The sequence below is a fragment of the Enterobacter vonholyi genome, from assembly GCF_040834095.1.
Classification (GTDB): Bacteria; Pseudomonadota; Gammaproteobacteria; order Enterobacterales; family Enterobacteriaceae; genus Enterobacter; species Enterobacter vonholyi.
On sequence record NZ_CP162152.1, the window covers coordinates 3,357,493 to 3,382,653 of the forward strand.

A 25,161-nucleotide genomic window follows, 5' to 3' on the forward strand; every position below is an offset into this window, starting at 1 on the left:
TACTCGTCGTCTTGAGTTACTGGTCTTCGCCGTAACCGAGGCTGCGCAGAGCACGCTCATCATCGGCCCAGCCAGATTTCACTTTCACCCACAGTTCGAGGTGAACCGGCGCTTCGAACATCTCCATCATGTCCTTACGGGCTTCAATGCCGATGGTTTTGATCTTGGCGCCTTTATTGCCGATCACCATCTTCTTCTGCCCTTCACGCTCAACGAGGATCAGGCCGTTAATGTCGTAGCCACCACGCTCGTTGCTCTGGAAACGCTCGATCTCCACCGTCACAGAATACGGCAGTTCAGCGCCCAGGAAACGCATCAGCTTTTCACGAATGATTTCAGACGCCATAAAGCGCTGAGAGCGATCGGTGATGTACTCTTCCGGGAAGTGATGAATCGCTTCCGGCAGATGCTTACGCACGATGCCCGCGATGGTGTCCACGTTCAGACCCGTCTCCGCAGACAGCGGAACGATGTCGAGGAAGTTCATCTGGCTACCCAGCCACTGCAGATGCGGCAGCAGATCGGCTTTTTCCTGCACGTTGTCCACTTTGTTGACCGCGAGGATGACCGGCGTTTTGCCGTCACGCAGCTTGTTCAGCACCATCTCGTCGTCCGGCGTCCAGCGGGTGCCTTCCACAACGAAGATCACCAGCTCCACGTCGCCAATTGAGCTGCTCGCCGCCTTGTTCATCAGACGGTTGATGGCACGCTTCTCTTCCATGTGCAGGCCCGGGGTATCGACGTAGATCGCCTGATACGCGCCTTCAGTATGGATACCGACGATGCGGTGACGCGTGGTCTGCGCCTTACGCGAGGTGATAGAAATCTTCTGCCCAAGCAGATTATTCAGCAGAGTGGATTTGCCAACGTTCGGACGTCCGACGATGGCAATAAATCCGCAATAGGTCTTTTCTTCGCTCATTCCAGCTCCAGCATTTTTAACGCCTGTTCGGCGGCAGCCTGTTCAGCCTTACGACGGCTTGAACCTGTGCCCACCACCGGTTCACTCAGGCCACTGACCTGGCAATGGATGGTAAATTCCTGATCGTGCGCTTCGCCACGAACCTGCACCACCAGATAAGACGGCAGCGGCAGATGACGACCCTGCAAATATTCCTGCAGACGCGTTTTCGGATCTTTTTGTTTATCGCCCGGGCTGATTTCGTCCAGACGGGTCTGATACCAGTTAAGGATCAGCTTTTCTACGGTCTGGATATCGCTGTCCAGGAACACACCACCAATTAATGCTTCGACCGTATCGGCAAGAATAGATTCACGACGGAAGCCGCCGCTTTTCAGTTCACCCGGCCCAAGACGCAGACATTCGCCCAGTTCAAATTCGCGCGCGATTTCCGCAAGGGTATTACCCCGAACCAGCGTGGCGCGCATGCGGCTCATATCCCCTTCATCCACACGCGGGAAACGATGATAAAGCGCATTCGCAATCACGAAACTTAAAATAGAGTCGCCTAAAAACTCGAGACGCTCATTATGTTTGCTGCTGGCACTGCGGTGGGTTAATGCCTGTTGCAACAACTCCTGATGATGAAAAGTGTAGCCCAGCTTCCGTTGAAGCCGATTAATTACGATGGGGTTCATGCGATACCAATAAATGAATGCGTCAAAAATGCAGCACACGAAACCGACCTGAGAAAACCAACGCGGTTTCGTGTGCCGTGGCACCCTTGCAGGGCCAACCTTAAACTTCGGGGGAATATTCTATACACAACGACAGGGGATGTCGTTAGTTCGAAGAGATTTATCGTGGAAATAATTCACGTAGCCGCTAATTAAAGCGGCTACGCGTTCATTTATTGAGAATTAATGGATTCCGCCGATACGATTCAGGCGTACACCGGTCGGCCACTCGCCTTCCTGTTTCTCAAAACTCATCCAGATGGCGGTAGCTTTACCGACCAGATTCGCTTCCGGCACAAAGCCCCAGTAACGGCTGTCCGCAGAGTTATCGCGGTTGTCACCCATCATGAAGTAATGTCCTGGCGGTACAATCCAGCTCGCCAGCTGCTGGCCCGGCTGACGATAGTACATACCCAGCTGATCCTGCGCGATTGGCACGGTGAGGATACGGTGCGTCACATCGCCCAGCGTCTCTTTGCGCTCAACCAGACGGATGCCGTCCTCTTTGGTTTCACCTTTCGGTACCTGGAAGAATCCGCTGGTCGCTTCGCCGCCGTTACGACGGGCGAAGGTCTGCACAAAATCACTTGGCTCAACGTTTGAGTAGGTGATTGGCAGCGCGTTTTCGCATGCGGTACCGGAGCTGCAGCCCGGCTGAACGGTGACTTCTTTCGCAACCGGATCGTAAGTCACTTTATCACCCGGAAGACCTACCGCGCGCTTGATGTAGTCGAGGCGCGGATCTTCCGGATATTTGAACACCACGATGTCGCCGCGTTTCGGATGACCCGTTTCGATCAGCGTTTTCTGGTAGATCGGATCTTTAATGCCGTAGGCAAACTTCTCTACCAGAATAAAATCACCGATCAGCAGCGTTGGCATCATTGAACCTGATGGGATCTGGAACGGCTCGTAAATAAACGAACGTACGACCAGCACAATCGCCAGCACCGGAAATACCGAGGCGCCCGTTTCCAGCCAGCCCGGTTTCGGGCCGACTTTCTTCAGGGTTTTCGCGTCAATCTCATCGCCAGTGGCTGCCTGTGCGGCAGCCTGACGTTCGCGACGTTTTGGGGCGAAGATAAACTTATCCAGACACCACAGCAGACCTGTCACCAGGGTAGCAATGACCAGGATCAGGGCAAACATGTTCGCCATGCCAACTCCTTAGGGTTATTTGCCGTCTTTACCAACATGAAGGATGGCAAGGAATGCTTCCTGCGGCAGCTCGACGTTACCGACCTGCTTCATACGCTTCTTACCTTCTTTCTGCTTCTGCAGCAGCTTTTTCTTACGGCTGACGTCACCGCCATAGCACTTCGCCAGAACGTTTTTACGCAGCTGTTTCACGGTGGAACGCGCGATAATATGGTTGCCAATGGCCGCCTGAATCGCGATATCGAACTGCTGACGCGGGATCAGATCTTTCATCTTCTCAACCAGCTCGCGGCCACGGTATGGCGCATTGTCGTTGTGGGTGATCAGCGCCAGCGCATCCACACGCTCGCCGTTGATCAGCACGTCCACACGCACCATGTTGGAGGCCTGGAAGCGTTTGAAGTTGTAATCCAGTGACGCATAGCCACGGGAGGTCGACTTCAGACGGTCGAAGAAGTCGAGTACCACTTCCGCCATCGGGATTTCGTAGGTCAGCGCCACCTGGTTACCGTGGTAAACCATGTTGGTCTGCACACCGCGCTTCTCAATACACAGCGTAATGACGTTGCCCAGGAACTCCTGCGGCAGCAGCATGTGACATTCGGCAATCGGCTCACGCAGCTCGTGAATATTGTTCAACGGCGGCAGCTTGGATGGGCTGTCGACGTAGATCACTTCTTTCGAGGTGGTTTCAACTTCATACACTACCGTCGGCGCGGTGGTGATCAGGTCCAGATCGTATTCACGCTCCAGACGCTCCTGAATGATCTCCATGTGCAGCAGACCAAGGAAGCCGCAGCGGAAGCCGAAGCCCAGCGCCGTTGAGCTTTCTGGCTCATAGAACAGGGAGGCATCGTTCAGGCTCAGCTTGCCAAGGGCATCACGGAAGTTTTCATAATCGTCAGAGCTAACCGGGAACAGGCCCGCGTAAACCTGCGGTTTCACCTTTTTAAAGCCTGGAAGCGCTTTTTCTGCCGGATTACGCGCACCGGTCAGGGTATCGCCCACCGGCGCGCCGAGGATGTCTTTAATGGCACACACCAGCCAGCCTACCTCGCCGCATGTCAGCTCGGTACGGTCAACCTGTTTTGGCGTGAAGATACCCAGACGGTCGGCGTTGTAGACCTGTCCGGTACTCATTACCTTGATTTTGTCGCCTTTGCGCATGGTGCCGTTTTTAATACGCACCAGGGAGACAACGCCCAGATAGTTATCGAACCAGGAGTCGATAATCAGCGCCTGCAGCGGGGCATCCGGATCGCCTTCCGGGGCCGGAATATCACGCACCAGACGTTCCAGCACGTCGGTGACGCCGACACCGGTTTTCGCGGAGCAGCGCACGGCATCGGTCGCGTCAATACCGACAATATCTTCAATCTCTTCCGCTACGCGCTCAGGATCGGCGGCTGGCAGGTCGATCTTGTTCAGAACCGGCACAACTTCGAGATCCATTTCCATCGCGGTGTAGCAGTTTGCCAGGGTCTGGGCTTCAACGCCCTGCCCGGCATCCACCACCAGCAGCGCGCCTTCACAGGCCGCGAGCGAGCGTGAAACTTCATAGGAGAAGTCAACGTGGCCTGGGGTGTCGATAAAGTTTAGTTGATAGGTTTCACCATCAGCCGCTTTGTAATCAAGCGTAACGCTCTGCGCTTTAATGGTGATACCGCGTTCGCGTTCCAGGTCCATGGAGTCCAGAACCTGGGCTTCCATTTCACGATCAGACAGGCCACCGCAAATCTGGATAATACGGTCAGACAGCGTCGACTTACCGTGGTCAATGTGAGCAATGATCGAAAAGTTACGTATGTTCTTCATATAGTTAAATAATTATGCCTTACGAATTCCTGGAGGCCGCTGTTCTTAGCCTGACGTTTTTCAGTGCGAAAACGCAGCATTCTACACTACATCCTCGCTACCTGGAAATGCACTTAGAGACTGGTATAGCGTGAAGAAAGGACGTTTTCTGTTTTAGGGTGTAAAAAAGATAAAGCCCGATGGATCACCGGGCCTCAGAAGAGAGCGTTTCAACACGAAGCTTGTCTGGCGCCAGCCCAACGCTGAGAATGACAGGCTGCCACTCCTCGCGCGCGGCGAGTGTTGGGGAGAGACCTTTGGCAAGCCAGAATCCCCCTACGCCACCCAATGCGGCACCGCACATAGCGGCCACATCGGTACCAAACAGCATCTGAAACAGACCACCCATGATAAACAGGCCGACCAGCGGAGAGAGATACACCAGCATAGCGGAGCTGAGCAGGCTGCCTTCCGCGATGCCCAGTTCCACCTTCTGCCCGGCCATCAGCGGCTGTTCGCTTGGCACTGAAATCGTGTGCGATGTTTGTGGCCCGAGCTTGTTCAGCACGCGGCTGCCACAGCCAGCGCGGGATGCGCAGCTATTACATGAGGCTTTAACATCGCAGCTCACCAGCGCAATGCCGTTTTGCCACGAGACTACCGTCGCCCACTCTTTGATCATTGTGCGGCCCTGAATTTAATGCTGTCGGAGATGCGCTTCGCCGTTTGCGGAGGGAGTTCTCCCACAATGGTGATCTCTGCATTATCGCGTACCGTTGTACTCACCGTACGGCGCCCGGTACGCAGCATTTGTTCAGCGCTGTTTGCCGTTGCGCGATTGATATTCACCGAGAAGCTAAACAAACCATCTGAATAGAGGCGCGATTCCACCGGCGTTTCAATCGTTGGCAGCTGACGACGGCTGCTGGACACTTCGCTAAACCCTTGTGGGATCCAGGCAGGTACCCAGTTGAAATTAACGGAATCCCCGGCAGGAACAGAAAGTAGCGGCGGCAGGCTGGCCTTAGCCAGATTCTGCATGCTGTTGCCAACCTGATTGTTCACGCTGAAGGAGATAACGCGGAACTGTTCCAGCGTTTCACCGTCACGGTCAAGCAGGTCTACACGCATCGGGAGTTTAGTTTCAGCGTCGATCCAGACAATATAGCTGTAACGCGTTCCATCCCGGGCGACAACGCGGATCACCTCGCAAAGTCTGTCCGCAATACGCGTACGCCCTACCGAAATAAAATCGTAGTAAGGGGCAAGCCGTTTGAAGTCGGTGTAAATGAGTGACGGCAGGGAATCAACGATATAGTCGCCATTCAGCGTGAAAGGCTCCAGGCCGGGCTCGAAATAGCTGATTTCGTTACCACGCTGGACAACTTCCCGACGCGGACCATCCATCTGTAAAAGCTGGGCGAGCGGCTGGTTATCAAGACGGGCATGGCGATAGCGTAACGACTCGACGCCCTGCTTGTTGATGCTGATAAATGCCAACTCGTAATTGAGTGACTGGCTGGCCAGATTCATTTGCTGCAACAACGCCCCGGATGATACATCAGCCGAGGCGTTGGCAGAGAAGAACAGGCTACCCGCCATCAGAGACATGGCGAACCAAAGTTGCTTCATTACTGCGATTGCGTTCCTAAAGTTTGGTTTCCGGGCACCTGCACAGCAGCTTGCTGTGTCTGCGCCTGCTCAAACTGAAGCTGTTCAGAGTGCAGACGACGCTGCAACTCGTAATCCTGCAACATCGCATTAATGCGACGGCGCTGCTCCTGAACCTGCTGTTGCTGGCCGCCGCTGGCGGAAGCATCAGCCGGTACGCCCAGGCTTACCGGGCTGGCTTTGCCCATCATCGGCAGTGTGTTAAACACTGGCGCTTCTGGCTGCTGATTAGTTTCAGACTGAGTATTATAGTGCTGGACGCCAACAATAACTGCAAGCGATACGCATGCAGCCACACCCATTTGGGTAAGCTGGCTGGCCCACGGGCGCACCTTTTGCCAGAATGGCATTTTCTGCCACTGGTGAGGTGCGGGTTGAGCTTCAGGAATCAGCGGAGTGGTCTGATGAACAGGCTCATTCTCAATCGCCGCCATTACGCGGGCTGAGATATCGAAATGGAGAACCTCGCCGGTGTCACCGCGAAGGGTGTCACGGATGAGATGGTAACTCTCCCAGGTCTCTTGCATTTCGGGAGAATGAGACAGCTCGTTGAGCAGCTCACTATCTACCGTTTCACCATCCATTAAAGCGGAAAGTTTTTCTTTCTGCATGCCTAATACCTTTTCCAGTATCCCGCTATCGTCAACGCCTGATAAGCGGTTGAACTTTATTATCAATAGCTTCTCGCGCACGGAAAATTCGTGAACGTACCGTGCCGACCGGACAATCCATGATAGCGGCTATCTCTTCATAGCTCAGACCATCAAGCTCCCGTAACGTAATTGCCATGCGTAAATCTTCCGGGAGCGACTCGATCGTGCGAAAAACGATTTGTCTCAGTTCTTCTGACAACATTAAGTTCTCAGGGTTCGAAATTTCTTTCAATGCGCCGCCACTTTCGAAGTTTTCGGCGTCGATTGCGTCCACATCACTAGAAGGCGGACGACGGCCCTGAGCGACCAGATAATTCTTAGCCGTATTGACCGCAATACGGTACAGCCAGGTATAAAAAGCACTATCTCCCCGGAAAGAATCCAGCGCGCGATAGGCCTTAATAAAAGACTCTTGCACCACATCAGGCACATCGCCTGACGGTACATAACGGGAAACCAGGCTCGCCACCTTATGCTGGTAGCGCACCACCAGTAGGTTAAAGGCTTTCTGATCTCCCTTCTGGACCCGTTCAACCAGGACCTGGTCCGTTAACTGCTCGCTCATCCGAGGTAATGTCTCCCCAAACCTAAATTCCACGCGTTATCGAAACGCCACTCTAAAAATACCGCACTTTGAGCAAGCACAAGTTAGAGTGTCTGATCTTCAATAAGTTCCGTAACGCCTTTGTTTTTGTTCATCGCGCCGCAGACTGTTCATTTTCTCTCATTATAAGTCTGTTCACGATACGCACCAGTTTCTGACAAGAAACATCTTTTTCCCGCCAGAAGAGTAACGCAACACAGGCTTTATTTCACCACAAAATCTGACGCTAACGATCTGCTTCGCAAAATAATTTCACTCATTTACCCTCCGTTTACCTCAACTTAAGCGTTTAGCCATTGCAACAGTCGCTAAAAAAATACGTGCGATATATCGCATTCGAGTGCTATTCTGACTCAACACTGTTTAGTAAATTAAACAACAATCATGAACACAACACCTGAACTCCATTGTGATGTACTGATCATCGGCAGCGGCGCTGCCGGTCTCTCTCTGGCGCTGCGCCTGGCTGAGCATCAAAACGTTATCGTTCTGAGTAAAGGGCCGATAAGCGAGGGTTCCACGTTTTATGCCCAGGGTGGCATTGCCGCGGTGTTTGATGAGACAGACAGCATTGCATCCCACGTTGAAGATACGCTGATTGCCGGGGCCGGGATCGTGGATGCACACGCCGCAGAGTTTGTCGCCAGCAATGCCCGTCATTGCGTGCAGTGGCTCATCGACCAGGGCGTCTTATTCGATACGCAGGTTCAACCCAATGGTGAAGAGAGCTACCACCTGACGCGCGAAGGCGGCCATAGCCACCGCCGCATCCTGCACGCAGCAGATGCCACCGGAAAAGAAGTGGAAACCACGCTGGTTGGTAAAGCGCTGAACCATCCTAATATTCGGGTTCTTGAGCGGAGTAATGCCGTTGACCTGATTATCTCTGACAAGATTGGCCTGCCCGGCACGCGTCGCGTGGTGGGCGCCTGGGTCTGGAACCGTAATAAAGAGAAGGTGGAAACCTGTCAGGCAAAGGCTGTAGTACTGGCTACGGGCGGGGCCTCCAAAGTGTATCAGTACACCACGAACCCGGACATTGCCTCCGGAGACGGTATCGCTATGGCCTGGCGCGCCGGCTGCCGGGTGGCGAATCTTGAGTTCAATCAGTTTCACCCAACCGCCCTGTTCCACCCTCAGGCGCGCAACTTCCTGTTGACGGAAGCCCTGCGCGGCGAAGGCGCCTATCTGAAACGCCCTGACGGCACCCGCTTTATGCCGGACTTTGACGCCCGTGGCGAACTGGCTCCCCGCGATATCGTTGCTCGCGCCATCGATCATGAAATGAAGCGTCTTGGCGTGGACTGCATGTATCTTGATATCAGCCATAAGCCAGCAGCGTTTATTCGCCAGCATTTTCCGATGATTTATGAAAAGCTGCTCAATCTTGGCATTGATTTAACGCGCGATCCGGTGCCGATTGTGCCAGCCGCCCACTATACCTGCGGTGGCGTAATGGTTGACGATCATGGGCGTACCGATGTGGACGGACTTTATGCTATCGGTGAGGTCAGCTATACCGGGCTTCACGGCGCGAACCGTATGGCTTCTAACTCGCTGCTTGAATGTCTGGTGTACGGCTGGTCTGCCGCAGAAGACATCACGAAGCGCATGCCCTACGCCCGTGAGACTGAGCACCTGCCAGCCTGGGATGAAAGCCGCGTGGATAACCCGGACGAGCTGGTCGTGATCCAGCATAACTGGCATGAGCTGCGGCTGTTTATGTGGGACTACGTCGGAATTGTGCGCACCACGAAACGTCTTGAACGCGCATTGCGCCGCATCACCATGCTGCAGCAGGAAATTGATGAGTATTATGCCAATTTCCGCGTATCGAATAATCTGCTGGAGCTGCGCAATCTGGTGCAGGTTGCCGAGCTGATTGTTCGCTGCGCGATGATGCGTAAAGAGAGCCGCGGGCTGCACTACACCCTGGACTACCCGAATCAGCTTGCTGAGTCCGGCCCGTCGATACTCGCCCCGCAGGTTTACATAAACAGATAAAACGCCTGGGTCAGGGCAGTGTAATCTTCGGAATAACGCTGGTCTGGCCCACGGATCACCATTCGATCGTTAAAGCATTCCCCCTCTTTCGGCGAGAGCGCCAGCAGCACGCGGTGTGGCAGTCGGCCTTCCGTATCCGAAATATCGGTACGCAGGCGTAACGTCCAGCCAATCTCCTGCGCGATACCAATGAACGTGTTGCCGGTACTCTCAGGCAGGACCACGCAGAAAAAACCTTCTTCGGAGATAAGCTCGGCCGCACTGGTGAGCAGGGCCTTGTGATCGAGGGAACCGGTATAACGCGCCTGCTCACGCTCGGGGGTACCGCACTCAACGCCGGGCTCGTAGTAAGGAGGGTTGCTGACAATCAGATCGTAACGCGCGGTTTGTTCAGGCGCCCAGGCGAGCACATCTGCGCATTCCACTTTCATGCGGGCAGCCCAGGGGGATTCGGCTACATTTTCATTCGCCTGCTCTGCCGCCCCCGCATCAAGCTCGACGGCATCGATGGTGACATGCTCTTCCGTGCGCTGCGCCAGCATTAACGCCACCAGCCCGCTGCCGGTACCGATATCAAGAATACGCTTAACACCTGCGACAGGCGCCCATGCACCCAGTAAAATACCGTCCGTACCGACCTTCATGGCACAGCGATCGTGAGCGACAAAAAATTGTTTAAACGTAAAACCATCGCGGCGCAGCTGCGCTTTGAGTTGAGACATGTCGGAGCAACCTTCTAAGTGAAACTGGAGTAGCATAGGGGAAAGCGAAGTGGCCGAAAAGCGATATCCATACAAACAGATGAAGATTACAGCCGTAACGTCTATAATCAGCGCCCCACACAGAGGTAGAACATGACTGTAACGACTTTTTCCGAACTTGAACTCGATGAAAGCCTGCTCAATGCACTTGAGAGCAAAGGCTTTACACGCCCGACCGCCATTCAGGCAGCGGCCATTCCGCCTGCGCTTGAGGGCCGCGATGTGCTCGGTTCTGCGCCAACCGGCACGGGGAAGACAGCAGCCTATTTGCTGCCTGTGTTGCAGCATCTGCTCGATTTTCCACGTAAAAAATCTGGCCCGCCGCGTATTTTAATCCTGACGCCGACGCGCGAACTGGCCATGCAGGTGGCCGATCACGCGCGTGAACTCGCGGCAAATACCCATCTGGATATCGCGACCATCACCGGCGGCGTTGCGTATATGAACCACGCAGAAGTGTTCAGCGAAAACCAGGACATCGTCGTTGCGACGACGGGCCGCCTGCTGCAGTACATTAAAGAAGAGAACTTCGACTGCCGCGCGGTTGAAACGCTGATCCTCGACGAAGCCGACCGCATGCTGGACATGGGCTTCGCACAGGATATCGAGCATATTGCGGGTGAAACGCGCTGGCGTAACCAGACGATGCTGTTCTCTGCCACCCTCGAAGGTGAAGCGATTAAAGACTTCGCAGAGCGTCTGCTGGAAGATCCGGTAGAAGTGTCGGCGACGCCGTCCACCCGTGAGCGTAAGAAGATCCACCAGTGGTACTACCGCGCGGACAACCTTGAGCACAAGGTTGAATTGCTGAAACACCTGCTGAAGCAGGAAGATGCGCTGCGCACAATCGTGTTTGTGCGTAAGCGCGAGCGCGTGCACGAGCTGGCAGAAATGCTGCGTAACGCCGGGATCAATAACTGCTATCTTGAAGGCGAGATGGCGCAGATCAAGCGTACCGAAGGCATTAAGCGCCTGACCGATGGCCGCGTTAACGTGCTGGTTGCCACAGACGTGGCCGCTCGCGGGATCGACATTCCGGACGTCAGCCACGTGATCAACTTCGATATGCCGCGCAGCGGCGATACCTATCTGCACCGTATTGGCCGTACCGGTCGCGCGGGCCGCAAAGGTATTGCTATCTCACTGGTTGAAGCGCATGACTACCTGCTGCTGCAGAAAATTGGCCGCTATGTTGACGAGCCGCTGAAAGCGCGCGTTATTGACGGCCTGCGCCCAACCACGCGTGCGCCGAGTGAAAAAATGACGGGTAAACCGTCCAAGAAAGCGCTCGCGAAACGTGCTGAGAGAAAAGAGAAAGAAAAAGAGAAACCGCGCGTGAAGCAGCGCCACCGCGACACCAAGAATATTGGTAAGCGACGTAAGCCAAGCTCTGCCGCACCAGAGACGAAAACTGAAGAGTAAAAAAAAGCCGGGAAAATCCCCGGCTTTTTTATTCCCCCCCTGCAGAAGCCGTTACAGGCTTTCAGTAAAGGTACGGGCGATGACGTCGCGCTGCTGTTCTGGAGTCAGTGAGTTAAAGCGTACCGCATAACCAGACACGCGAATGGTCAGTTGTGGATATTTTTCTGGGTGCTCAACCGCGTCCATCAGCGTTTCGCGACGCAGTACGTTTACGTTCAGGTGCTGGCCACCTTCCACGCGCACTTCCGGTTTCACTTCCATTGGAATTTCACGGTACTCGATTTCGCCCAGTTTGTTCACCGGCACGATTTCATCTTCAGCAAAACCCGCTTTCGCAACGACACAGCGCGCTTCGTTTTTCTCGCTGTCCAGCAGCCAGAAAGAGTTGAGCAGATCGTCATTTGCAGCTTTAGTAATCTGGATACCTGTAATCATGTGTTGCCTCCCTTAGGCTACATTAACTGATGTCGGCCTCTCGCGGCCAATTGGTAAAACCATTGTTTCTTGTGTGTATATATATCATTCACACCCCGGTGATTTATTGATTTAAATCAACAAAAACACCAACCACATAAAGAGTGTGGTTTGAATTTATTGTTTTAGATCAATTTCACGACCTTACCAATTCAATTTTACCTGCACATTTTCAACATAAATTTAGCCACTTAGCGCACATTTCAGCGTGTAATTTTGCTCACCGGGTTTAAACAGGTAAGCTAGTGACAGATTGAGATTCGCAGGAGAGCGAGATGACAACACCTTTAACCTGGCATGACGTGCTGGCAGAAGAAAAGCAGCAGCCTTATTTTATCAATACGCTCAGCACCGTTGCCGCTGAGCGTCAGTCAGGACAGACGATTTACCCGCCGCAGAAAGACGTGTTCAACGCCTTTCGCTACACCGAACTGAGCGATGTGAAAGTGGTCATTCTGGGCCAGGATCCTTATCACGGCCCGGGCCAGGCGCATGGGCTGGCATTTTCCGTACGTCCGGGCGTGGCGATCCCCCCTTCTCTGCTCAACATGTATAAAGAGCTTGAAGGAACCGTGCCCGGGTTTACCCGGCCAAACCACGGCTACCTGGAAAGCTGGGCGCGTCAGGGAGTGCTGTTACTGAATACGGTACTCACCGTACGGGCTGGCCAGGCGCACTCGCACGCCAGCCTGGGCTGGGAGACGTTCACCGATAAAGTCATCAGCCTGATCAACGAGCATCGTGAAGGGGTCGTGTTTTTACTCTGGGGATCGCATGCGCAGAAGAAAGGGGAGATTATTGACCGTCAGCGCCATCACGTGTTGAAAGCGCCGCACCCGTCACCGCTGTCTGCACATCGCGGTTTCTTTGGCAGTAATCATTTTGTTCTGGCGAACGAATGGCTGGAAAAACGTGGCGAAACGCCCATTGACTGGATGCCAGTGCTACCGGCTGAGAGCGAGTAGTAATTGAATGTGCCGGGTATGCCCCGGCACATGAAGAGGCTTATGCCTTATTCTGACGCCACCACTCGGCCAGCAGTACGCCGGTAGCAACGGATACGTTCAGACTTTCTACATTGCCTGTCCCATCAATAGAGACGCTCAGATCCGCACTGGAGAGCGCCGCGTCAGACAGACCATCACGTTCCTGACCTAATACCAGCACCATTTTACGCGGCAGCGTTGCTTTAAACAGCGGCGTACCGGCATGGCTCGAGGTGGTCACGATGGAATAGCCCGCTTTACGGAACTGCTCAAGAGCATCCAGCACGCTGTCGCCGGTGATCGGCTGCACGTGCTCGGCTCCGCCTTCCGCAGTACGGATCGCGGCACCGGATTCCAGCAGTGCAGCATCCTGCAACAGCACGCCTTTCACGCCAAAGTGCGCGCAACTGCGCATCATTGCGCCCAGGTTATGCGGGTTGCCCACATCTTCCAGCGCCAGCACGCAGTCATCGGCATCCGCCTGGCTGACCCACTGCTGCACGGTCGTGCCGTTACGTTTTTTGATCAGGAAGCAAACGCCGCCGTGGTGTTCAGTACCGGAGGCTTTGGTCAGCTCAGCATCATCAACCACGTGGTAAGCTTTACGGTTCGCGGCCATCCAGCGCAGGGCTTCTTTGAAGCGCGGGGTTACGCTCTGGATAAACCAGGCGCGGACGATACACTCAGGACGGCTCTGGAATAGCGCCTGGCAGGCGTTCTCACCATACACGCGGGTCTCTTCCGCACGCTGGCGGCGCAGCACTTCCGGGTCGATAAAGCTTTTACCGCTGATACCGCCGTGATCGGCTTTTTCCGGCGTCTCATCGCCAGGGGCGCGAGAAACGGTACGCCACGGGGAGGCGTTATCACGTGAGAAGTCTTCCCGCGGACGGTCATCGCGTGGACGGTCACTACGCGGGCGGTCGGAACGCGGACGTTCATCGCGTTTACGATCGTCACGTTTGCGGTCATCACCGCGGTTATTTCTGTCATCGCGGGCGGGGCGACGGCCACCGTCAGCACGAGAAGAAGACGCCGGACGCCCGCCACCTTTTCCGGTACGCGGATTTTGGGTGCGTTTATCAGAGTCATCATCACTGCGGACATACATCACTTTGACCTTGCCGCTTTTGTTTTTCATTTCGTCGTTCATGCTTTTCTCCACCAGCGCTGCGCGAAGCGCGCAGATTACCCGATGTGCCAGCGCATAGCCATAATTTCGTACAAAAGCCTGTGACTATTGTTCTCATTGAATAAAACGCATTGTTGTTTCAAACAGGCTCATTGATAATATGTAACATATTAGAAACATTATCGGCGTTCCGCCGCTGTCCCACGGCTCTATCAGAGGTTAGTTATGAATACCGTATGTGCCAACTGTCAGGCTCTTAACCGCATTCCGGACGATCGGATGGAAGATGGTGCGAAATGCGGACGTTGCGGCCATGAATTGTTTGATGGCGACGTCATTAACGCAACGGGTGCTACGCTGGACAAACTCCTCAAGGACGATCTTCCTGTCGTGGTCGATTTCTGGGCGCCATGGTGCGGCCCTTGCCGTAGCTTCGCGCCAATCTTCGAAGATGTGGCCGAAGAGCGAAACGGAAAAATGCGGTTCGTTAAGGTCAACACTGAAGCTGAGCCCGAACTAAGCGCCCGTTTTCGCATCCGCAGCATCCCGACCATTATGATTTTTAAAAATGGTCAGGTGATCGATATGCTCAACGGTGCAGTTCCAAAAGCACCTTTTGAAAGCTGGTTAAACGAGTCGCTGTAACATTCACGGGGCACATCTTGTGCCCCGCTGCCGCCTCTGCGAAAATAGGGTTTTTCCTGCATTTCGCCCATGACTGATAACGCTGTTCTTCAACTACGCGCCGAACGCCTTGCGCGCGCCACTCGACCGTTCCTTGCCCGAGGCAACCGTATTCGCCGCTGCCAGCGCTGCCTGCTGCCGCTGAAGGTTTGCCTGTGCGAGACGCTGGCCCCGAGTTCGGCACAGAGCCGTTTTTGTCTGGTCATGTTCGATACCGAGCCGATGAAACCCAGCAATACGGGACGCCTTATCGCCGATATTCTCCCGGATACCGCGGCGTTTCAGTGGTCCCGCACGGAGCCCCCTCAGGCCCTGCTCGACTTAGTGGCTAGCCCGGACTATCAGCCGATGGTCGTTTTCCCTGCGTCATATGCAGGTATCGATCGCCAGGTGCTTTCGACGCCGCCATCCGGTAAACCGCCGCTATTTATTATGCTGGACGGCACCTGGACCGAAGCGCGAAAAATGTTTCGCAAAAGCCCGTATCTCGACGCACTTCCGGTGATTTCTGTCGATCTTTCCCGCGTCTCCGCCTACCGCCTTCGAGAGGCGCATGCTGACGGGCAATACTGCACCGCCGAAGTGGCGATTGCGCTTCTGGATCTGGCGGGTGATACCGCTGCGGCTGGCGCCCTGGGCAACCATTTCTCCTGTTTCCGGGAACGCTATCTGGCGGGAAAAACCGTTCATAAGGGCAGCGTCACAGCAGCCGAGACGGAAAGCGTTTAAAATCATCAGGTCGCTTGCATTCACAGGAGGCCTGCATGAGCCAGCGAGGGTTAGAAGCGCTACTTCGTCCTAAATCCATTGCCGTCATCGGCGCATCAATGAAACCGGATCGTGCTGGCTATCTGATGATGCGCAACCTGCTGGCCGGGGGATTTAATGGTCCCGTCATGCCCGTCACGCCGGCGTATAAGGCGGTTCAGGGAGTGCTTGCATGGCCTGATGTACAGAGCCTGCCTTTCGTACCGGATCTGGCCGTACTGTGTACAAACGCGAAACGGAATCCGGAGCTGCTGGAATCGCTCGGCAAGAAAGGCTGTAAAACCTGCATTATTCTCTCGTCTCCGCCTGAACAGAAAGCCGAGCTTCTGGCCTGTGCCAGCCGCTATCAAATGCGCATTCTTGGGCCAAACAGTCTCGGCCTGCTCGCCCCCTGGCAGGGCTTAAATGCCAGCTTCTCTCCGGTACCAATCCGCAAAGGCAAGCTCGCGTTTATCTCGCAGTCGGCAGCGGTATCGAACACTATCCTCGACTGGGCGCAGCAGCGAGAAATGGGATTTTCCTACTTCATTGCCCTGGGCGACAGCCTGGATATCGACGTTGATGAGCTACTGGATTTTCTGGCACGTGACGGCAAAACCAGTGCAATCCTGCTTTATCTTGAGCACCTCAGCGACGCGCGTCGTTTTGTCTCGGCTTCGCGAAGCGCTTCGCGCAATAAGCCGATCCTGGTGATCAAAAGCGGACGCAGCCCTGCGGCACAGCGTCTGCTACATTCTCATTCCGGCATGGATCCCGCCTGGGACGCCGCCATTCAGCGCGCGGGGTTGCTGCGGGTACAGGATACGCACGAGCTTTTTTCCGCCGTTGAGACGTTAAGCCATATGCGCCCGTTGCGCGGCGAGAAGCTAATGATCGTCAGTAACGGTGCCGCCCCTGCCGCGCTCGCTCTGGATGAGCTATGGCGGCGCTTCGGCAAGCTGGCAACGCTAAGTGAAGAGACGCTGCAGCGCCTGAAAGAAGCGCTTCCGACCAGCGTGACGCCCGGCAATCCGCTTGATTTGCGCGATGACGCCAGCAGCGATCGCTACATCAAGGCAATTTCAATTTTGCTGGATAGCCAGGATTTCGATGCGCTGATGATTATCCACTCACCCAGCGCGGTCGCGCCGGGCAGTGAAAGCGCGCGCGCGCTCATTGAGGCCGTACGCAACCATCCGCGAGGCAAATATGTCACCCTGCTCACCAACTGGTGCGGGGAGTTTTCTTCTCAGGAGGCGCGGCGCTTGTTCAGCGAGGCCGGGCTGCCAACCTACCGCACGCCGGAAGGCACCATCACCGCGTTTATGCATATGGTGGAATATCGCCGTAACCAGAAACAGCTCCGCGAGACGCCGGCGTTGCCCGGGAATTTGACGGCCAATACCGTTGACGTTCACAGGCTGTTGCAGCAGGCCATTGAAGAAGGCGCGACCTCGCTGGATACACATGAGGTCCAGCCGATTCTGGGCAGCTACGGGATGCAAACCCTGCCGACCTGGATCGCCAGCGACAGCGCTGAGGCCGTGCATATTGCCGAGCAGATTGGCTATCCGGTTGCCCTGAAGCTGCGTTCCCCGGATATTCCGCATAAGTCGGATGTGCAGGGGGTCATGTTGTACCTGCGCACGGCAACGGAGGTGCAGCAGGCAGCTGATGCCATTTTCGATCGGGTCAAAATGGCCTGGCCGCAGGCGAGGATCCACGGATTGCTGGTGCAAAGTATGGCCAACCGCGCTGGTGCTCAGGAATTACGGGTGGTGGTTGAACACGATCCCGTCTTCGGTCCGCTCATCATGCTGGGAGAAGGCGGCGTTGAGTGGCGCCCGGAAGAGCAGGCCGTGGTGGCGTTGCCGCCTCTTAACATGAATCTGGCGCGTTATCTGATCATTCAGGCGATTAAAAGTAAAAAGATCCGCGGCCGGAGCGCGCTGCGTCCGCTCGATATTGCCGGGCTAAGTCAGTTCCTGGTGCAGGTCTCTAACCTGATTGTGGATTGTGCCGAGATCCAGCGGCTGGACATTCATCCGCTGCTCGCCTCCGGCAATGAGTTTACGGCGCTGGACGTGACTCTGGATATCGCACCATTTGAAGGAGACAGAGAGAGTCGCCTGGCAATCCGCCCGTATCCCCTGCAGCTGGAGGAGTGGGTTGAGATGAAAAATGGTGAACGCGCCTTGTTCCGCCCTATTCTGCCGGAAGATGAGCCCCAGCTGCGAGCCTTTATCTCTCAGGTCACGAAAGAGGATCTTTATTATCGCTATTTTAGCGAAATCAACGAATTTACCCACGATGATTTAGCCAATATGACCCAGATCGACTACGATCGAGAAATGGCGTTTGTTGCAGTTCGTCGCGCCGATAAGGGTGATGAGATCCTCGGCGTTACGCGTGCGATTTCTGACCCGGATAACGTCGATGCGGAGTTTGCGGTGCTGGTGCGCTCCGATCTTAAAGGCCTGGGTCTGGGAAGACGGTTGCTGGAAAAACTCATCAGTTATACGCGAGATCACGGATTGTTACGCCTTAATGGCATTACTATGCCTAACAATCGCGGTATGGTGACCCTGGCGCGAAAACTTGGGTTTGACGTTGATATTCAGCTTGACGAAGGTATTGTTGCCTTGTCCCTTAGTCTGACATCAGCCAGCAAACGCGAGTAAGCTACTGGAAATGTTACCCACTTTGGACGGGACTGGTGGTATCATTGTCCGCTTATGTTGTTTGCATAGTACAGACAACCCTTCAATGAACAGAGAAGATACGCACTGTGATGTTGTCAAAATTTAAGCGTAATAAACATCAACAACACCTTGCTCAACTACCGAAGATTTCTCAGTCAGTTGATGATGTAGAGTTCTTTTACGCTCCCGCTCATTTTCGGGAGACGCTTCTGGAAAAGATTGCCAGCGCCACACGACGCATTTGCATTGTGGCACTGTATCTTGAACAGGATGAAGGCGGGCGCGCGATCCTGAACGCGCTCTATGATGCCAAACGTCAGCGCCCGGAACTTGATGTTCGCGTGCTGGTAGACTGGCATCGAGCTCAGCGTGGCCGTATTGGCGCTGCCGCGTCAAACACCAATGCTGACTGGTATTGCCGTACGGCGCAGGAAAATCCTGGCGTCGATGTGCCTGTTTATGGCGTCCCGGTTAATACCCGTGAAGCGCTCGGCGTCCTTCATTTCAAGGGATTCATCATTGATGACAGCGTGCTGTACAGCGGCGCCAGCCTCAATGATGTCTACCTTCATCAACTCGATAAATATCGCTACGACCGCTACCATCTGATCCGTAATCCGCAGATGGCCGATATCATGTTTAACTGGGTTGATAAAAATCTGGTCCACGGCCGTGGCGTTAACCGCCTTGACGATCCCGAGCGTCCTAAAAGCCCGGAAATCAAAAACGATGTTCGCGCCTTCCGCCAGGAGCTGCGTGATGCGGTCTATCATTTCCAGGGCGATGCGAACAACGAAGAGCTATCCGTTACCCCGCTGGTAGGACTCGGCAAATCAAGCCAGCTGAACAAAACGATCTTCCATCTGATGCCGTGTGCGGAGCAGAAACTCACCATCTGTACGCCGTACTTTAACCTTCCTGCCGTGCTGGTGCGTAATATCATTCAGCTGCTGCGCGATGGTAAAAAAGTAGAAATTATCGTTGGTGATAAAACGGCAAACGACTTCTTCATTCCTGAAGATCAGCCGTTCAAAATCATCGGTGCGCTGCCTTATCTCTATGAGATTAACCTGCGTCGTTTCCTGAGCCGCTTACAGTATTACGTCAACACTGACCAGCTGGTTGTGCGTCTCTGGAAAGATGAAGACAATAGTTACCATCTGAAAGGCATGTGGGTCGACGATGAGTGGATGTTGCTGACCGGTAACAACCTGAACCCGCGCGCATGGCGACTGGATCTGGAAAACGCTATCCTGATTCATGACCCGCAGCATGAGTTAGCCGCCCAACGTGAACGCGAGCTGGAGCTGATTCGCACCCATACGACCGTGGTGAATCACTACCGCGAACTGCAGAGCATTGCCGATTATCCGGTAAAAGTTCGCAAGCTTATTCGCCGCTTACGTCGTATCCGTATCGACCGACTTATCAGCCGTATTCTGTAATATCCAGGCCCTGTCACCCGCAGGGCTTTTTTATGGAGCCCGTTGATGCGTATTCCTCTGTTACTGAGCATCCTTTTCCTGAGTGGCTGTAGCCATATGGCCAACGATAGCTGGTCCGGACAGGATAAAGCACAGCATTTCCTCGCTTCCGCGATGTTGTCCGCAGCCGGTAATGAATATGCCCAGCATCAGGGATACAGCCGGGACCGTAGCGCGGCGATCGGGCTGATGTTCTCAGTAGGTCTTGGGGCATCAAAAGAACTGTGGGATAGCCGCCCCGCAGGGAGCGGCTGGAGCTGGAAAGATTTCGCCTGGGATGTTGCCGGCGCAACGACCGGCTACGCCGTGTGGCAAATGGCGCGCTATTAAAGTCGGATACCTTTCCCTTTGCGATGCAGCATCAGGGAAACAATAAAAGCCAGAGCCCCCATACCCGTTACGTACCAGAAGAATGTCGTTTCGCTTCCCCATGACTTAAGCGACAACGCAACGTACTCCGCCGATCCGCCAAACACCGCGTTGGCTACCGCATAAGAAAGCCCTACTCCTAACGCACGAACCTGCGCCGGGAACATCTCGGCTTTCAGTATCCCGCTGATTGAGGTATAGAAACTGACAATCACCATCGCCACCATCACCAGCGCAAAGGCGGCATACGGTGAAGAGACATGCTGAAGCGCAGTCAGAATAGGAACGGTACATAACGCCGACAGCCCGCCAAAAATCAGCATCGACGTACGTCGACCAATTTTATCCGAGAGCGCACCGACGATCGGCTGTATGAGCATAAAGACAAACAGCGCCACGGTCATGACCACGCTGGCGACGTTGGCGTGCATACCGGTGGTGTTCACCAGGTACTTTTGCATATAGGTGGTGAACGTGTAGAAACTAAGAGAACCGCCCGCGGTGAAGCCCAGCACCATCAGGAAAGCTTTGCGGTTACGCCACAACCCTTTGAATGTTCCCGCCTCCTTCAGCATCCGGACCTCTTTCTGAGAGGTTTCATCTAGCTGACGGCGTAGCCAAAGTGCAACGACCGCCAGTACTGCGCCCATTGCGAAAGGGATCCGCCATCCCCAGGCATGAAGCTGTTCGTCCGTCAGAATTTGCTGCAGGATCACCACCACAAGAATGGCCAGCAGCTGACCGCCAATCAGCGTGACGTACTGGAATGACGCGTAAAAACCTTTACGACCTTCCAGTGCAATTTCACTCATGTAGGTTGCACTGGTACCGTATTCACCGCCCACCGATAATCCCTGGAATAAGCGGGCCAGCAAAAGTAGCGCCGGTGCCCAGGTACCAATCGATGCATATCCCGGTAAGCAGGCGATCACCAGCGAGCCAAAGCACATCATGCACACCGAGATCAGCATAGAGGCCTTACGCCCGCGACGATCCGCAATGCGGCCAAACAGCCAGCCCCCGATGGGTCGCATCAAGAATCCTGCGGCAAATACCCCTGCCGTTTGAAGCAGCTGCGTTGTGGTGTTGCCGGAGGGGAAGAAGATATGTGCGAAGTAGAGTGAACAGAATGAGTAGACGTAAAAGTCGAACCATTCAACCAGATTCCCTGAAGAGGCGCTGACGATTGCCCATACCCTTCTTCGGGTATCACTGTGACCCAGCGTCCCGTTTGATGTCATGCTTTCTGTCATTGTGATTATGCTCCTGCCATAAACTGCGGCGTATTGAGCCAGGAGACTCAATAACCTCGTAAATGAAATGTTATAATTTTGTTATAAATCACATTGAGACAGAGATCACACATTCCATTAGCAGGATAAGGGATTAAGAGAAAGGCCAGAGTGGGAAAACAAAAGCAAAAAACCCCGCACCTTTCGGTACGGGGTTCTTCTATTTTGATGCCTGGCAGTTCCCTACTCTCACATGGGGAGACCCCACACTACCATCGGCGCTACGGCGTTTCACTTCTGAGTTCGGCATGGGGTCAGGTGGGACCACCGCGCTAAAGCCGCCAGGCAAATTCTGTTAAATCTGTATCAGGCTGAAATTGATTGTTCTGTCTCTTCGCCAAAACACCTTCGGCGTTGTAAGGTTAAGCCTCACGGTTCATTAGTATCGGTTAGCTCAACGCATCGCTGCGCTTACACACCCGACCTATCAACGTCGTCGTCTTCAACGTTCCTTCAGGAGACTTAAAGTCTCAGGGAGAACTCATCTCGGGGCAAGTTTCGTGCTTAGATGCTTTCAGCACTTATCTTTTCCGCATTTAGCTACCGGGCAGTGCCATTGGCATGACAACCCGAACACCAGTGATGCGTCCACTCCGGTCCTCTCGTACTAGGAGCAGCCCCCCTCAATTCTCCAGCGCCCACGGCAGATAGGGACCGAACTGTCTCACGACGTTCTAAACCCAGCTCGCGTACCACTTTAAATGGCGAACAGCCATACCCTTGGGACCTACTTCAGCCCCAGGATGTGATGAGCCGACATCGAGGTGCCAAACACCGCCGTCGATATGAACTCTTGGGCGGTATCAGCCTGTTATCCCCGGAGTACCTTTTATCCGTTGAGCGATGGCCCTTCCATTCAGAACCACCGGATCACTATGACCTGCTTTCGCACCTGCTCGAGCCGTCACTCTCGCAGTCAAGCTAGCTTATGCCATTGCACTAACCTCCTGATGTCCGACCAGGATTAGCTAACCTTCGTGCTCCTCCGTTACTCTTTGGGAGGAGACCGCCCCAGTCAAACTACCCACCAGACACTGTCCGCAACCCGGATCACGGGTCTACGTTAGAACACCAGCCATTAAAGGGTGGTATTTCAAGGACGGCTCCACGCAGACTGGCGTCCACGCTTCAAAGCCTCCCACCTATCCTACACATCAAGGACCAGTGTTCAGTGTCAAGCTATAGTAAAGGTTCACGGGGTCTTTCCGTCTTGCCGCGGGTACACTGCATCTTCACAGCGAGTTCAATTTCACTGAGTCTCGGGTGGAGACAGCCTGGCCATCATTACGCCATTCGTGCAGGTCGGAACTTACCCGACAAGGAATTTCGCTACCTTAGGACCGTTATAGTTACGGCCGCCGTTTACCGGGGCTTCGATCAAGAGCTTCGCGTTGCCGCTAACCCCATCAATTAACCTTCCGGCACCGGGCAGGCGTCACACCGTATACGTCCACTTTCGTGTTTGCACAGTGCTGTGTTTTTAATAAACAGTTGCAGCCAGCTGGTATCTTCGACTGATTTCAGCTCCACCCGCAGGGGCTTCACCTACATATCAGCGTGCCTTCTCCCGAAGTTACGGCACCATTTTGCCTAGTTCCTTCACCCGAGTTCTCTCAAGCGCCTTGGTATTCTCTACCTGACCACCTGTGTCGGTTTGGGGTACGATTTCGTGTTACCTGATGCTTAGAGGCTTTTCCTGGAAGCAGGGCATTTGTTACTTCAGCACCGTAGTGCCTCGTCATCACACCTCAGCGTTAATAAGGTACCGGATTTACCTGGAACCTCCGCCTACATGCTTAAACCGGGACAACCGTCGCCCGGCTAACATAGCCTTCTCCGTCCCCCCTTCGCAGTAACACCAAGTACAGGAATATTAACCTGTTTCCCATCGACTACGCCTTTCGGCCTCGCCTTAGGGGTCGACTCACCCTGCCCCGATTAACGTTGGACAGGAACCCTTGGTCTTCCGGCGAGCGGGCTTTTCACCCGCTTTATCGTTACTTATGTCAGCATTCGCACTTCTGATACCTCCAGCATGCCTCACAGCACACCTTCAACGGCTTACAGAACGCTCCCCTACCCAACAACACATAGTGTCGCTGCCGCAGCTTCGGTGCATGGTTTAGCCCCGTTACATCTTCCGCGCAGGCCGACTCGACCAGTGAGCTATTACGCTTTCTTTAAATGATGGCTGCTTCTAAGCCAACATCCTGGCTGTCTGTGCCTTCCCACATCGTTTCCCACTTAACCATGACTTTGGGACCTTAGCTGGCGGTCTGGGTTGTTTCCCTCTTCACGACGGACGTTAGCACCCGCCGTGTGTCTCCCGTGATAACATTCTTCGGTATTCGTAGTTTGCATCGGGTTGGTAAGCCGGGATGGCCCCCTAGCCGAAACAGTGCTCTACCCCCGAAGATGAGTTCACGAGGCGCTACCTAAATAGCTTTCGGGGAGAACCAGCTATCTCCCGGTTTGATTGGCCTTTCACCCCCAGCCACAAGTCATCCGCTAATTTTTCAACATTAGTCGGTTCGGTCCTCCAGTTAGTGTTACCCAACCTTCAACCTGCCCATGGCTAGATCACCGGGTTTCGGGTCTATACCCTGCAACTTAACGCCCAGTTAAGACTCGGTTTCCCTTCGGCTCCCCTATACGGTTAACCTTGCTACAGAATATAAGTCGCTGACCCATTATACAAAAGGTACGCAGTCACACCACGAAGGTGCTCCCACTGCTTGTACGTACACGGTTTCAGGTTCTTTTTCACTCCCCTCGCCGGGGTTCTTTTCGCCTTTCCCTCACGGTACTGGTTCACTATCGGTCAGTCAGGAGTATTTAGCCTTGGAGGATGGTCCCCCCATATTCAGACAGGATACCACGTGTCCCGCCCTACTCTTCGAGTTCACAGCCTGTGTGCTTTCGTGTACGGGACTGTCACCCTGTACCGTGCGACTTTCCAGACGCTTCCACTAACACACAAGCTGATTCAGACTCTGGGCTGCTCCCCGTTCGCTCGCCGCTACTGGGGGAATCTCGGTTGATTTCTTTTCCTCGGGGTACTTAGATGTTTCAGTTCCCCCGGTTCGCCTCGTTAACCTATGTATTCAGTTAACGATAGTGCAACGAATTGCACTGGGTTTCCCCATTCGGACATCGCCGGGTCAAAGGTTCATATCACCTCGCCGGCGCTTTTCGCAGATTAGCACGTCCTTCATCGCCTCTGACTGCCAGGGCATCCACCGTGTACGCTTAGTCGCTTAACCTCACAACCCGAAGATGTTTCACTTCTGATTGCGAAAATTTGAGAGACTCAAACACACCATTAAAGATGTGTCGTTTCAATTTTCAGCTTGATCCAGATTTTTAAAGAGCAAATATCTCAAACGTGACTCGTAAGTCAGTTTTGAGATATGACGGCAGGTGACTTTCACTCACGAACCAGCAAGTGGCGTCCCCTAGGGGATTCGAACCCCTGTTACCGCCGTGAAAGGGCGGTGTCCTGGGCCTCTAGACGAAGGGGACACTGAAGTCTCAATCGCAAGACGCCTTGCTATTTACTTTTCATCAGACAATCTGTGTGAGCACT

The 25,161-nt window shown here is 54.2% G+C and carries 21 protein-coding genes, 1 tRNA gene and 2 rRNA genes; 8 read left to right on the forward strand and 16 right to left on the reverse strand.

Features of this window, described 5'->3' with window-relative positions:
* Positions 1-16: 16 nt before the first annotated feature.
* The 9 genes from era to rseD form a co-directional block, all read right to left on the reverse strand.
* Positions 17-922 (reverse strand): GTPase Era, encoded by a 906-nt coding sequence (gene era, locus AB3N39_RS15705; protein ID WP_087449597.1) that lies wholly within the window; start codon positions 920-922, stop codon positions 17-19.
* Positions 919-1,599, reverse strand: coding sequence for a ribonuclease III (gene rnc, locus AB3N39_RS15710; protein ID WP_003860711.1), 681 nt, complete (start codon positions 1,597-1,599; stop codon positions 919-921). The genes era and rnc overlap by 4 nt, the downstream gene beginning before the upstream one ends.
* Positions 1,600-1,821: 222 nt before the next feature.
* Positions 1,822-2,796, reverse strand: a complete 975-nt coding sequence (lepB, locus tag AB3N39_RS15715; RefSeq protein WP_048978831.1) for a signal peptidase I — start codon at positions 2,794-2,796, stop codon at positions 1,822-1,824.
* Between the two features lie 15 nt (positions 2,797-2,811).
* Positions 2,812-4,611, reverse strand: a complete 1,800-nt coding sequence (gene lepA / locus AB3N39_RS15720) for a translation elongation factor 4 (protein WP_008502183.1) — start codon at positions 4,609-4,611, stop codon at positions 2,812-2,814.
* Between the two features lie 184 nt (positions 4,612-4,795).
* Positions 4,796-5,272 carry a SoxR-reducing system protein RseC gene (rseC, locus tag AB3N39_RS15725; protein WP_367896870.1) on the reverse strand — a complete coding sequence of 159 codons (477 nt, stop codon included), beginning with the start codon at positions 5,270-5,272 and terminating at the stop codon, positions 4,796-4,798.
* The gene (rseB, locus tag AB3N39_RS15730; protein ID WP_023308851.1) at positions 5,269-6,222 is read right to left on the reverse strand and encodes a sigma-E factor regulatory protein RseB; all 954 of its coding nucleotides are present in this window, start codon (positions 6,220-6,222) and stop codon (positions 5,269-5,271) included. Before rseB ends, rseC begins: the two co-directional genes overlap by 4 nt.
* Positions 6,222-6,872, reverse strand: a complete 651-nt coding sequence (gene rseA, locus AB3N39_RS15735; protein WP_008502186.1) for an anti-sigma-E factor RseA — start codon at positions 6,870-6,872, stop codon at positions 6,222-6,224. Before rseA ends, rseB begins: the two co-directional genes overlap by 1 nt.
* Before the next feature lie 31 nt (positions 6,873-6,903).
* Positions 6,904-7,479: an RNA polymerase sigma factor RpoE gene (rpoE, locus tag AB3N39_RS15740; RefSeq protein ID WP_006176728.1), complete on the reverse strand. Its 576-nt coding sequence runs from the start codon at positions 7,477-7,479 to the stop codon at positions 6,904-6,906.
* Complete coding sequence (gene rseD / locus AB3N39_RS15745) at positions 7,476-7,559, reverse strand: rpoE leader peptide RseD (RefSeq protein WP_223605340.1); 84 nt, start codon at positions 7,557-7,559, stop codon at positions 7,476-7,478. The genes rpoE and rseD overlap by 4 nt, the downstream gene beginning before the upstream one ends.
* A 343-nt stretch (positions 7,560-7,902) precedes the next feature.
* On the opposite strand from rseD, the gene nadB reads away from it, so the two are divergent.
* The gene (nadB, locus tag AB3N39_RS15750; protein ID WP_143345407.1) at positions 7,903-9,522 is read left to right on the forward strand and encodes an L-aspartate oxidase; all 1,620 of its coding nucleotides are present in this window, start codon (positions 7,903-7,905) and stop codon (positions 9,520-9,522) included.
* Here nadB and AB3N39_RS15755 read toward each other — a convergent pair.
* Positions 9,507-10,244, reverse strand: coding sequence for a tRNA1(Val) (adenine(37)-N6)-methyltransferase (locus AB3N39_RS15755; protein ID WP_115876025.1), 738 nt, complete (start codon positions 10,242-10,244; stop codon positions 9,507-9,509). The two genes, nadB and AB3N39_RS15755, sit on opposite strands and share 16 nt — an antisense overlap.
* A gap of 132 nt (positions 10,245-10,376) precedes the next feature.
* Here AB3N39_RS15755 and srmB point away from each other — a divergent pair, with 132 nt between their 5' ends.
* A complete protein-coding gene (srmB, locus tag AB3N39_RS15760) occupies positions 10,377-11,705 on the forward strand; it encodes an ATP-dependent RNA helicase SrmB (RefSeq protein WP_023344704.1) in 1,329 nt (442 codons plus the stop codon).
* Positions 11,706-11,756: 51 nt separating this feature from the next.
* Here srmB and grcA read toward each other — a convergent pair whose 3' ends face one another.
* Positions 11,757-12,140 carry an autonomous glycyl radical cofactor GrcA gene (gene grcA, locus AB3N39_RS15765; protein ID WP_047652709.1) on the reverse strand — a complete coding sequence of 128 codons (384 nt, stop codon included), beginning with the start codon at positions 12,138-12,140 and terminating at the stop codon, positions 11,757-11,759.
* 314 nt (positions 12,141-12,454) lie between these two features.
* Here grcA and ung point away from each other — a divergent pair, with 314 nt between their 5' ends.
* Positions 12,455-13,144 carry a uracil-DNA glycosylase gene (gene ung, locus AB3N39_RS15770; RefSeq protein ID WP_133294945.1) on the forward strand — a complete coding sequence of 230 codons (690 nt, stop codon included), beginning with the start codon at positions 12,455-12,457 and terminating at the stop codon, positions 13,142-13,144.
* 40 nt (positions 13,145-13,184) lie between these two features.
* Here ung and AB3N39_RS15775 read toward each other — a convergent pair whose 3' ends face one another.
* Positions 13,185-14,318, reverse strand: a complete 1,134-nt coding sequence (locus AB3N39_RS15775) for a tRNA/rRNA methyltransferase (RefSeq protein WP_133294946.1) — start codon at positions 14,316-14,318, stop codon at positions 13,185-13,187.
* Between the two features lie 204 nt (positions 14,319-14,522).
* On the opposite strand from AB3N39_RS15775, the gene trxC reads away from it, so the two are divergent.
* The 5 genes from trxC (at position 14,523) to AB3N39_RS15800 (ending at position 20,244) form a co-directional block, all read left to right on the forward strand.
* Positions 14,523-14,942: a thioredoxin TrxC gene (trxC, locus tag AB3N39_RS15780; RefSeq protein ID WP_136195579.1), complete on the forward strand. Its 420-nt coding sequence runs from the start codon at positions 14,523-14,525 to the stop codon at positions 14,940-14,942.
* Positions 14,943-15,011: 69 nt separating this feature from the next.
* The gene (gene tapT, locus AB3N39_RS15785; protein WP_127731990.1) at positions 15,012-15,710 is read left to right on the forward strand and encodes a tRNA-uridine aminocarboxypropyltransferase; all 699 of its coding nucleotides are present in this window, start codon (positions 15,012-15,014) and stop codon (positions 15,708-15,710) included.
* Between the two features lie 35 nt (positions 15,711-15,745).
* The gene (pat, locus tag AB3N39_RS15790; RefSeq protein WP_127731992.1) at positions 15,746-18,409 is read left to right on the forward strand and encodes a protein lysine acetyltransferase; all 2,664 of its coding nucleotides are present in this window, start codon (positions 15,746-15,748) and stop codon (positions 18,407-18,409) included.
* A 110-nt stretch (positions 18,410-18,519) separates the two neighbouring features.
* Positions 18,520-19,875, forward strand: coding sequence for a CDP-diacylglycerol--serine O-phosphatidyltransferase (gene pssA, locus AB3N39_RS15795; protein WP_115876029.1), 1,356 nt, complete (start codon positions 18,520-18,522; stop codon positions 19,873-19,875).
* A gap of 45 nt (positions 19,876-19,920) precedes the next feature.
* The gene (locus AB3N39_RS15800; protein ID WP_133294948.1) at positions 19,921-20,244 is read left to right on the forward strand and encodes a YfiM family lipoprotein; all 324 of its coding nucleotides are present in this window, start codon (positions 19,921-19,923) and stop codon (positions 20,242-20,244) included.
* Here the strand turns inward: AB3N39_RS15800 and AB3N39_RS15805 are convergent.
* From AB3N39_RS15805 to AB3N39_RS15820, 4 genes are all read right to left on the reverse strand, one after another.
* Positions 20,241-21,536 carry an MFS transporter gene (locus AB3N39_RS15805; protein WP_115876030.1) on the reverse strand — a complete coding sequence of 432 codons (1,296 nt, stop codon included), beginning with the start codon at positions 21,534-21,536 and terminating at the stop codon, positions 20,241-20,243. The two genes, AB3N39_RS15800 and AB3N39_RS15805, sit on opposite strands and share 4 nt — an antisense overlap.
* Positions 21,537-21,745: 209 nt before the next feature.
* A 5S ribosomal RNA gene (gene rrf, locus AB3N39_RS15810) occupies positions 21,746-21,861 on the reverse strand.
* 72 nt (positions 21,862-21,933) lie between these two features.
* Positions 21,934-24,838, reverse strand: a 23S ribosomal RNA gene (locus AB3N39_RS15815).
* Between the two features lie 183 nt (positions 24,839-25,021).
* A tRNA-Glu gene (locus AB3N39_RS15820) sits at positions 25,022-25,097 on the reverse strand.
* Positions 25,098-25,161: the final 64 nt, after the last annotated feature.

Excerpts from the sequence above, each read along its gene's own strand:
- AB3N39_RS15800 (WP_133294948.1), top strand. The coding sequence starts at position 19,921 with ATGCGTATTCCTCTGTTACTGAGCATCCTTTTCCTGAGTGGCTGTAGC.
- trxC (WP_136195579.1), top strand. The coding sequence starts at position 14,523 with ATGAATACCGTATGTGCCAACTGTCAGGCTCTTAACCGCATTCCGGAC.
- nadB (WP_143345407.1), top strand. The coding sequence starts at position 7,903 with ATGAACACAACACCTGAACTCCATTGTGATGTACTGATCATCGGCAGC.
- pssA (WP_115876029.1), top strand. The coding sequence starts at position 18,520 with ATGTTGTCAAAATTTAAGCGTAATAAACATCAACAACACCTTGCTCAA.
- rseB (WP_023308851.1), bottom strand. The coding sequence starts at position 6,222 with ATGAAGCAACTTTGGTTCGCCATGTCTCTGATGGCGGGTAGCCTGTTC.
- era (WP_087449597.1), bottom strand. The coding sequence starts at position 922 with ATGAGCGAAGAAAAGACCTATTGCGGATTTATTGCCATCGTCGGACGT.
- AB3N39_RS15805 (WP_115876030.1), bottom strand. The coding sequence starts at position 21,536 with ATGACAGAAAGCATGACATCAAACGGGACGCTGGGTCACAGTGATACC.
- rseC (WP_367896870.1), bottom strand. The coding sequence starts at position 5,272 with ATGATCAAAGAGTGGGCGACGGTAGTCTCGTGGCAAAACGGCATTGCG.
- rnc (WP_003860711.1), bottom strand. The coding sequence starts at position 1,599 with ATGAACCCCATCGTAATTAATCGGCTTCAACGGAAGCTGGGCTACACT.
- AB3N39_RS15775 (WP_133294946.1), bottom strand. The coding sequence starts at position 14,318 with ATGAACGACGAAATGAAAAACAAAAGCGGCAAGGTCAAAGTGATGTAT.
- lepB (WP_048978831.1), bottom strand. The coding sequence starts at position 2,796 with ATGGCGAACATGTTTGCCCTGATCCTGGTCATTGCTACCCTGGTGACA.
- tapT (WP_127731990.1), top strand. The coding sequence starts at position 15,012 with ATGACTGATAACGCTGTTCTTCAACTACGCGCCGAACGCCTTGCGCGC.
- srmB (WP_023344704.1), top strand. The coding sequence starts at position 10,377 with ATGACTGTAACGACTTTTTCCGAACTTGAACTCGATGAAAGCCTGCTC.
- ung (WP_133294945.1), top strand. The coding sequence starts at position 12,455 with ATGACAACACCTTTAACCTGGCATGACGTGCTGGCAGAAGAAAAGCAG.
- rpoE (WP_006176728.1), bottom strand. The coding sequence starts at position 7,479 with ATGAGCGAGCAGTTAACGGACCAGGTCCTGGTTGAACGGGTCCAGAAG.
- AB3N39_RS15755 (WP_115876025.1), bottom strand. The coding sequence starts at position 10,244 with ATGTCTCAACTCAAAGCGCAGCTGCGCCGCGATGGTTTTACGTTTAAA.
- lepA (WP_008502183.1), bottom strand. The coding sequence starts at position 4,611 with ATGAAGAACATACGTAACTTTTCGATCATTGCTCACATTGACCACGGT.
- grcA (WP_047652709.1), bottom strand. The coding sequence starts at position 12,140 with ATGATTACAGGTATCCAGATTACTAAAGCTGCAAATGACGATCTGCTC.
- rseA (WP_008502186.1), bottom strand. The coding sequence starts at position 6,872 with ATGCAGAAAGAAAAACTTTCCGCTTTAATGGATGGTGAAACGGTAGAT.
- pat (WP_127731992.1), top strand. The coding sequence starts at position 15,746 with ATGAGCCAGCGAGGGTTAGAAGCGCTACTTCGTCCTAAATCCATTGCC.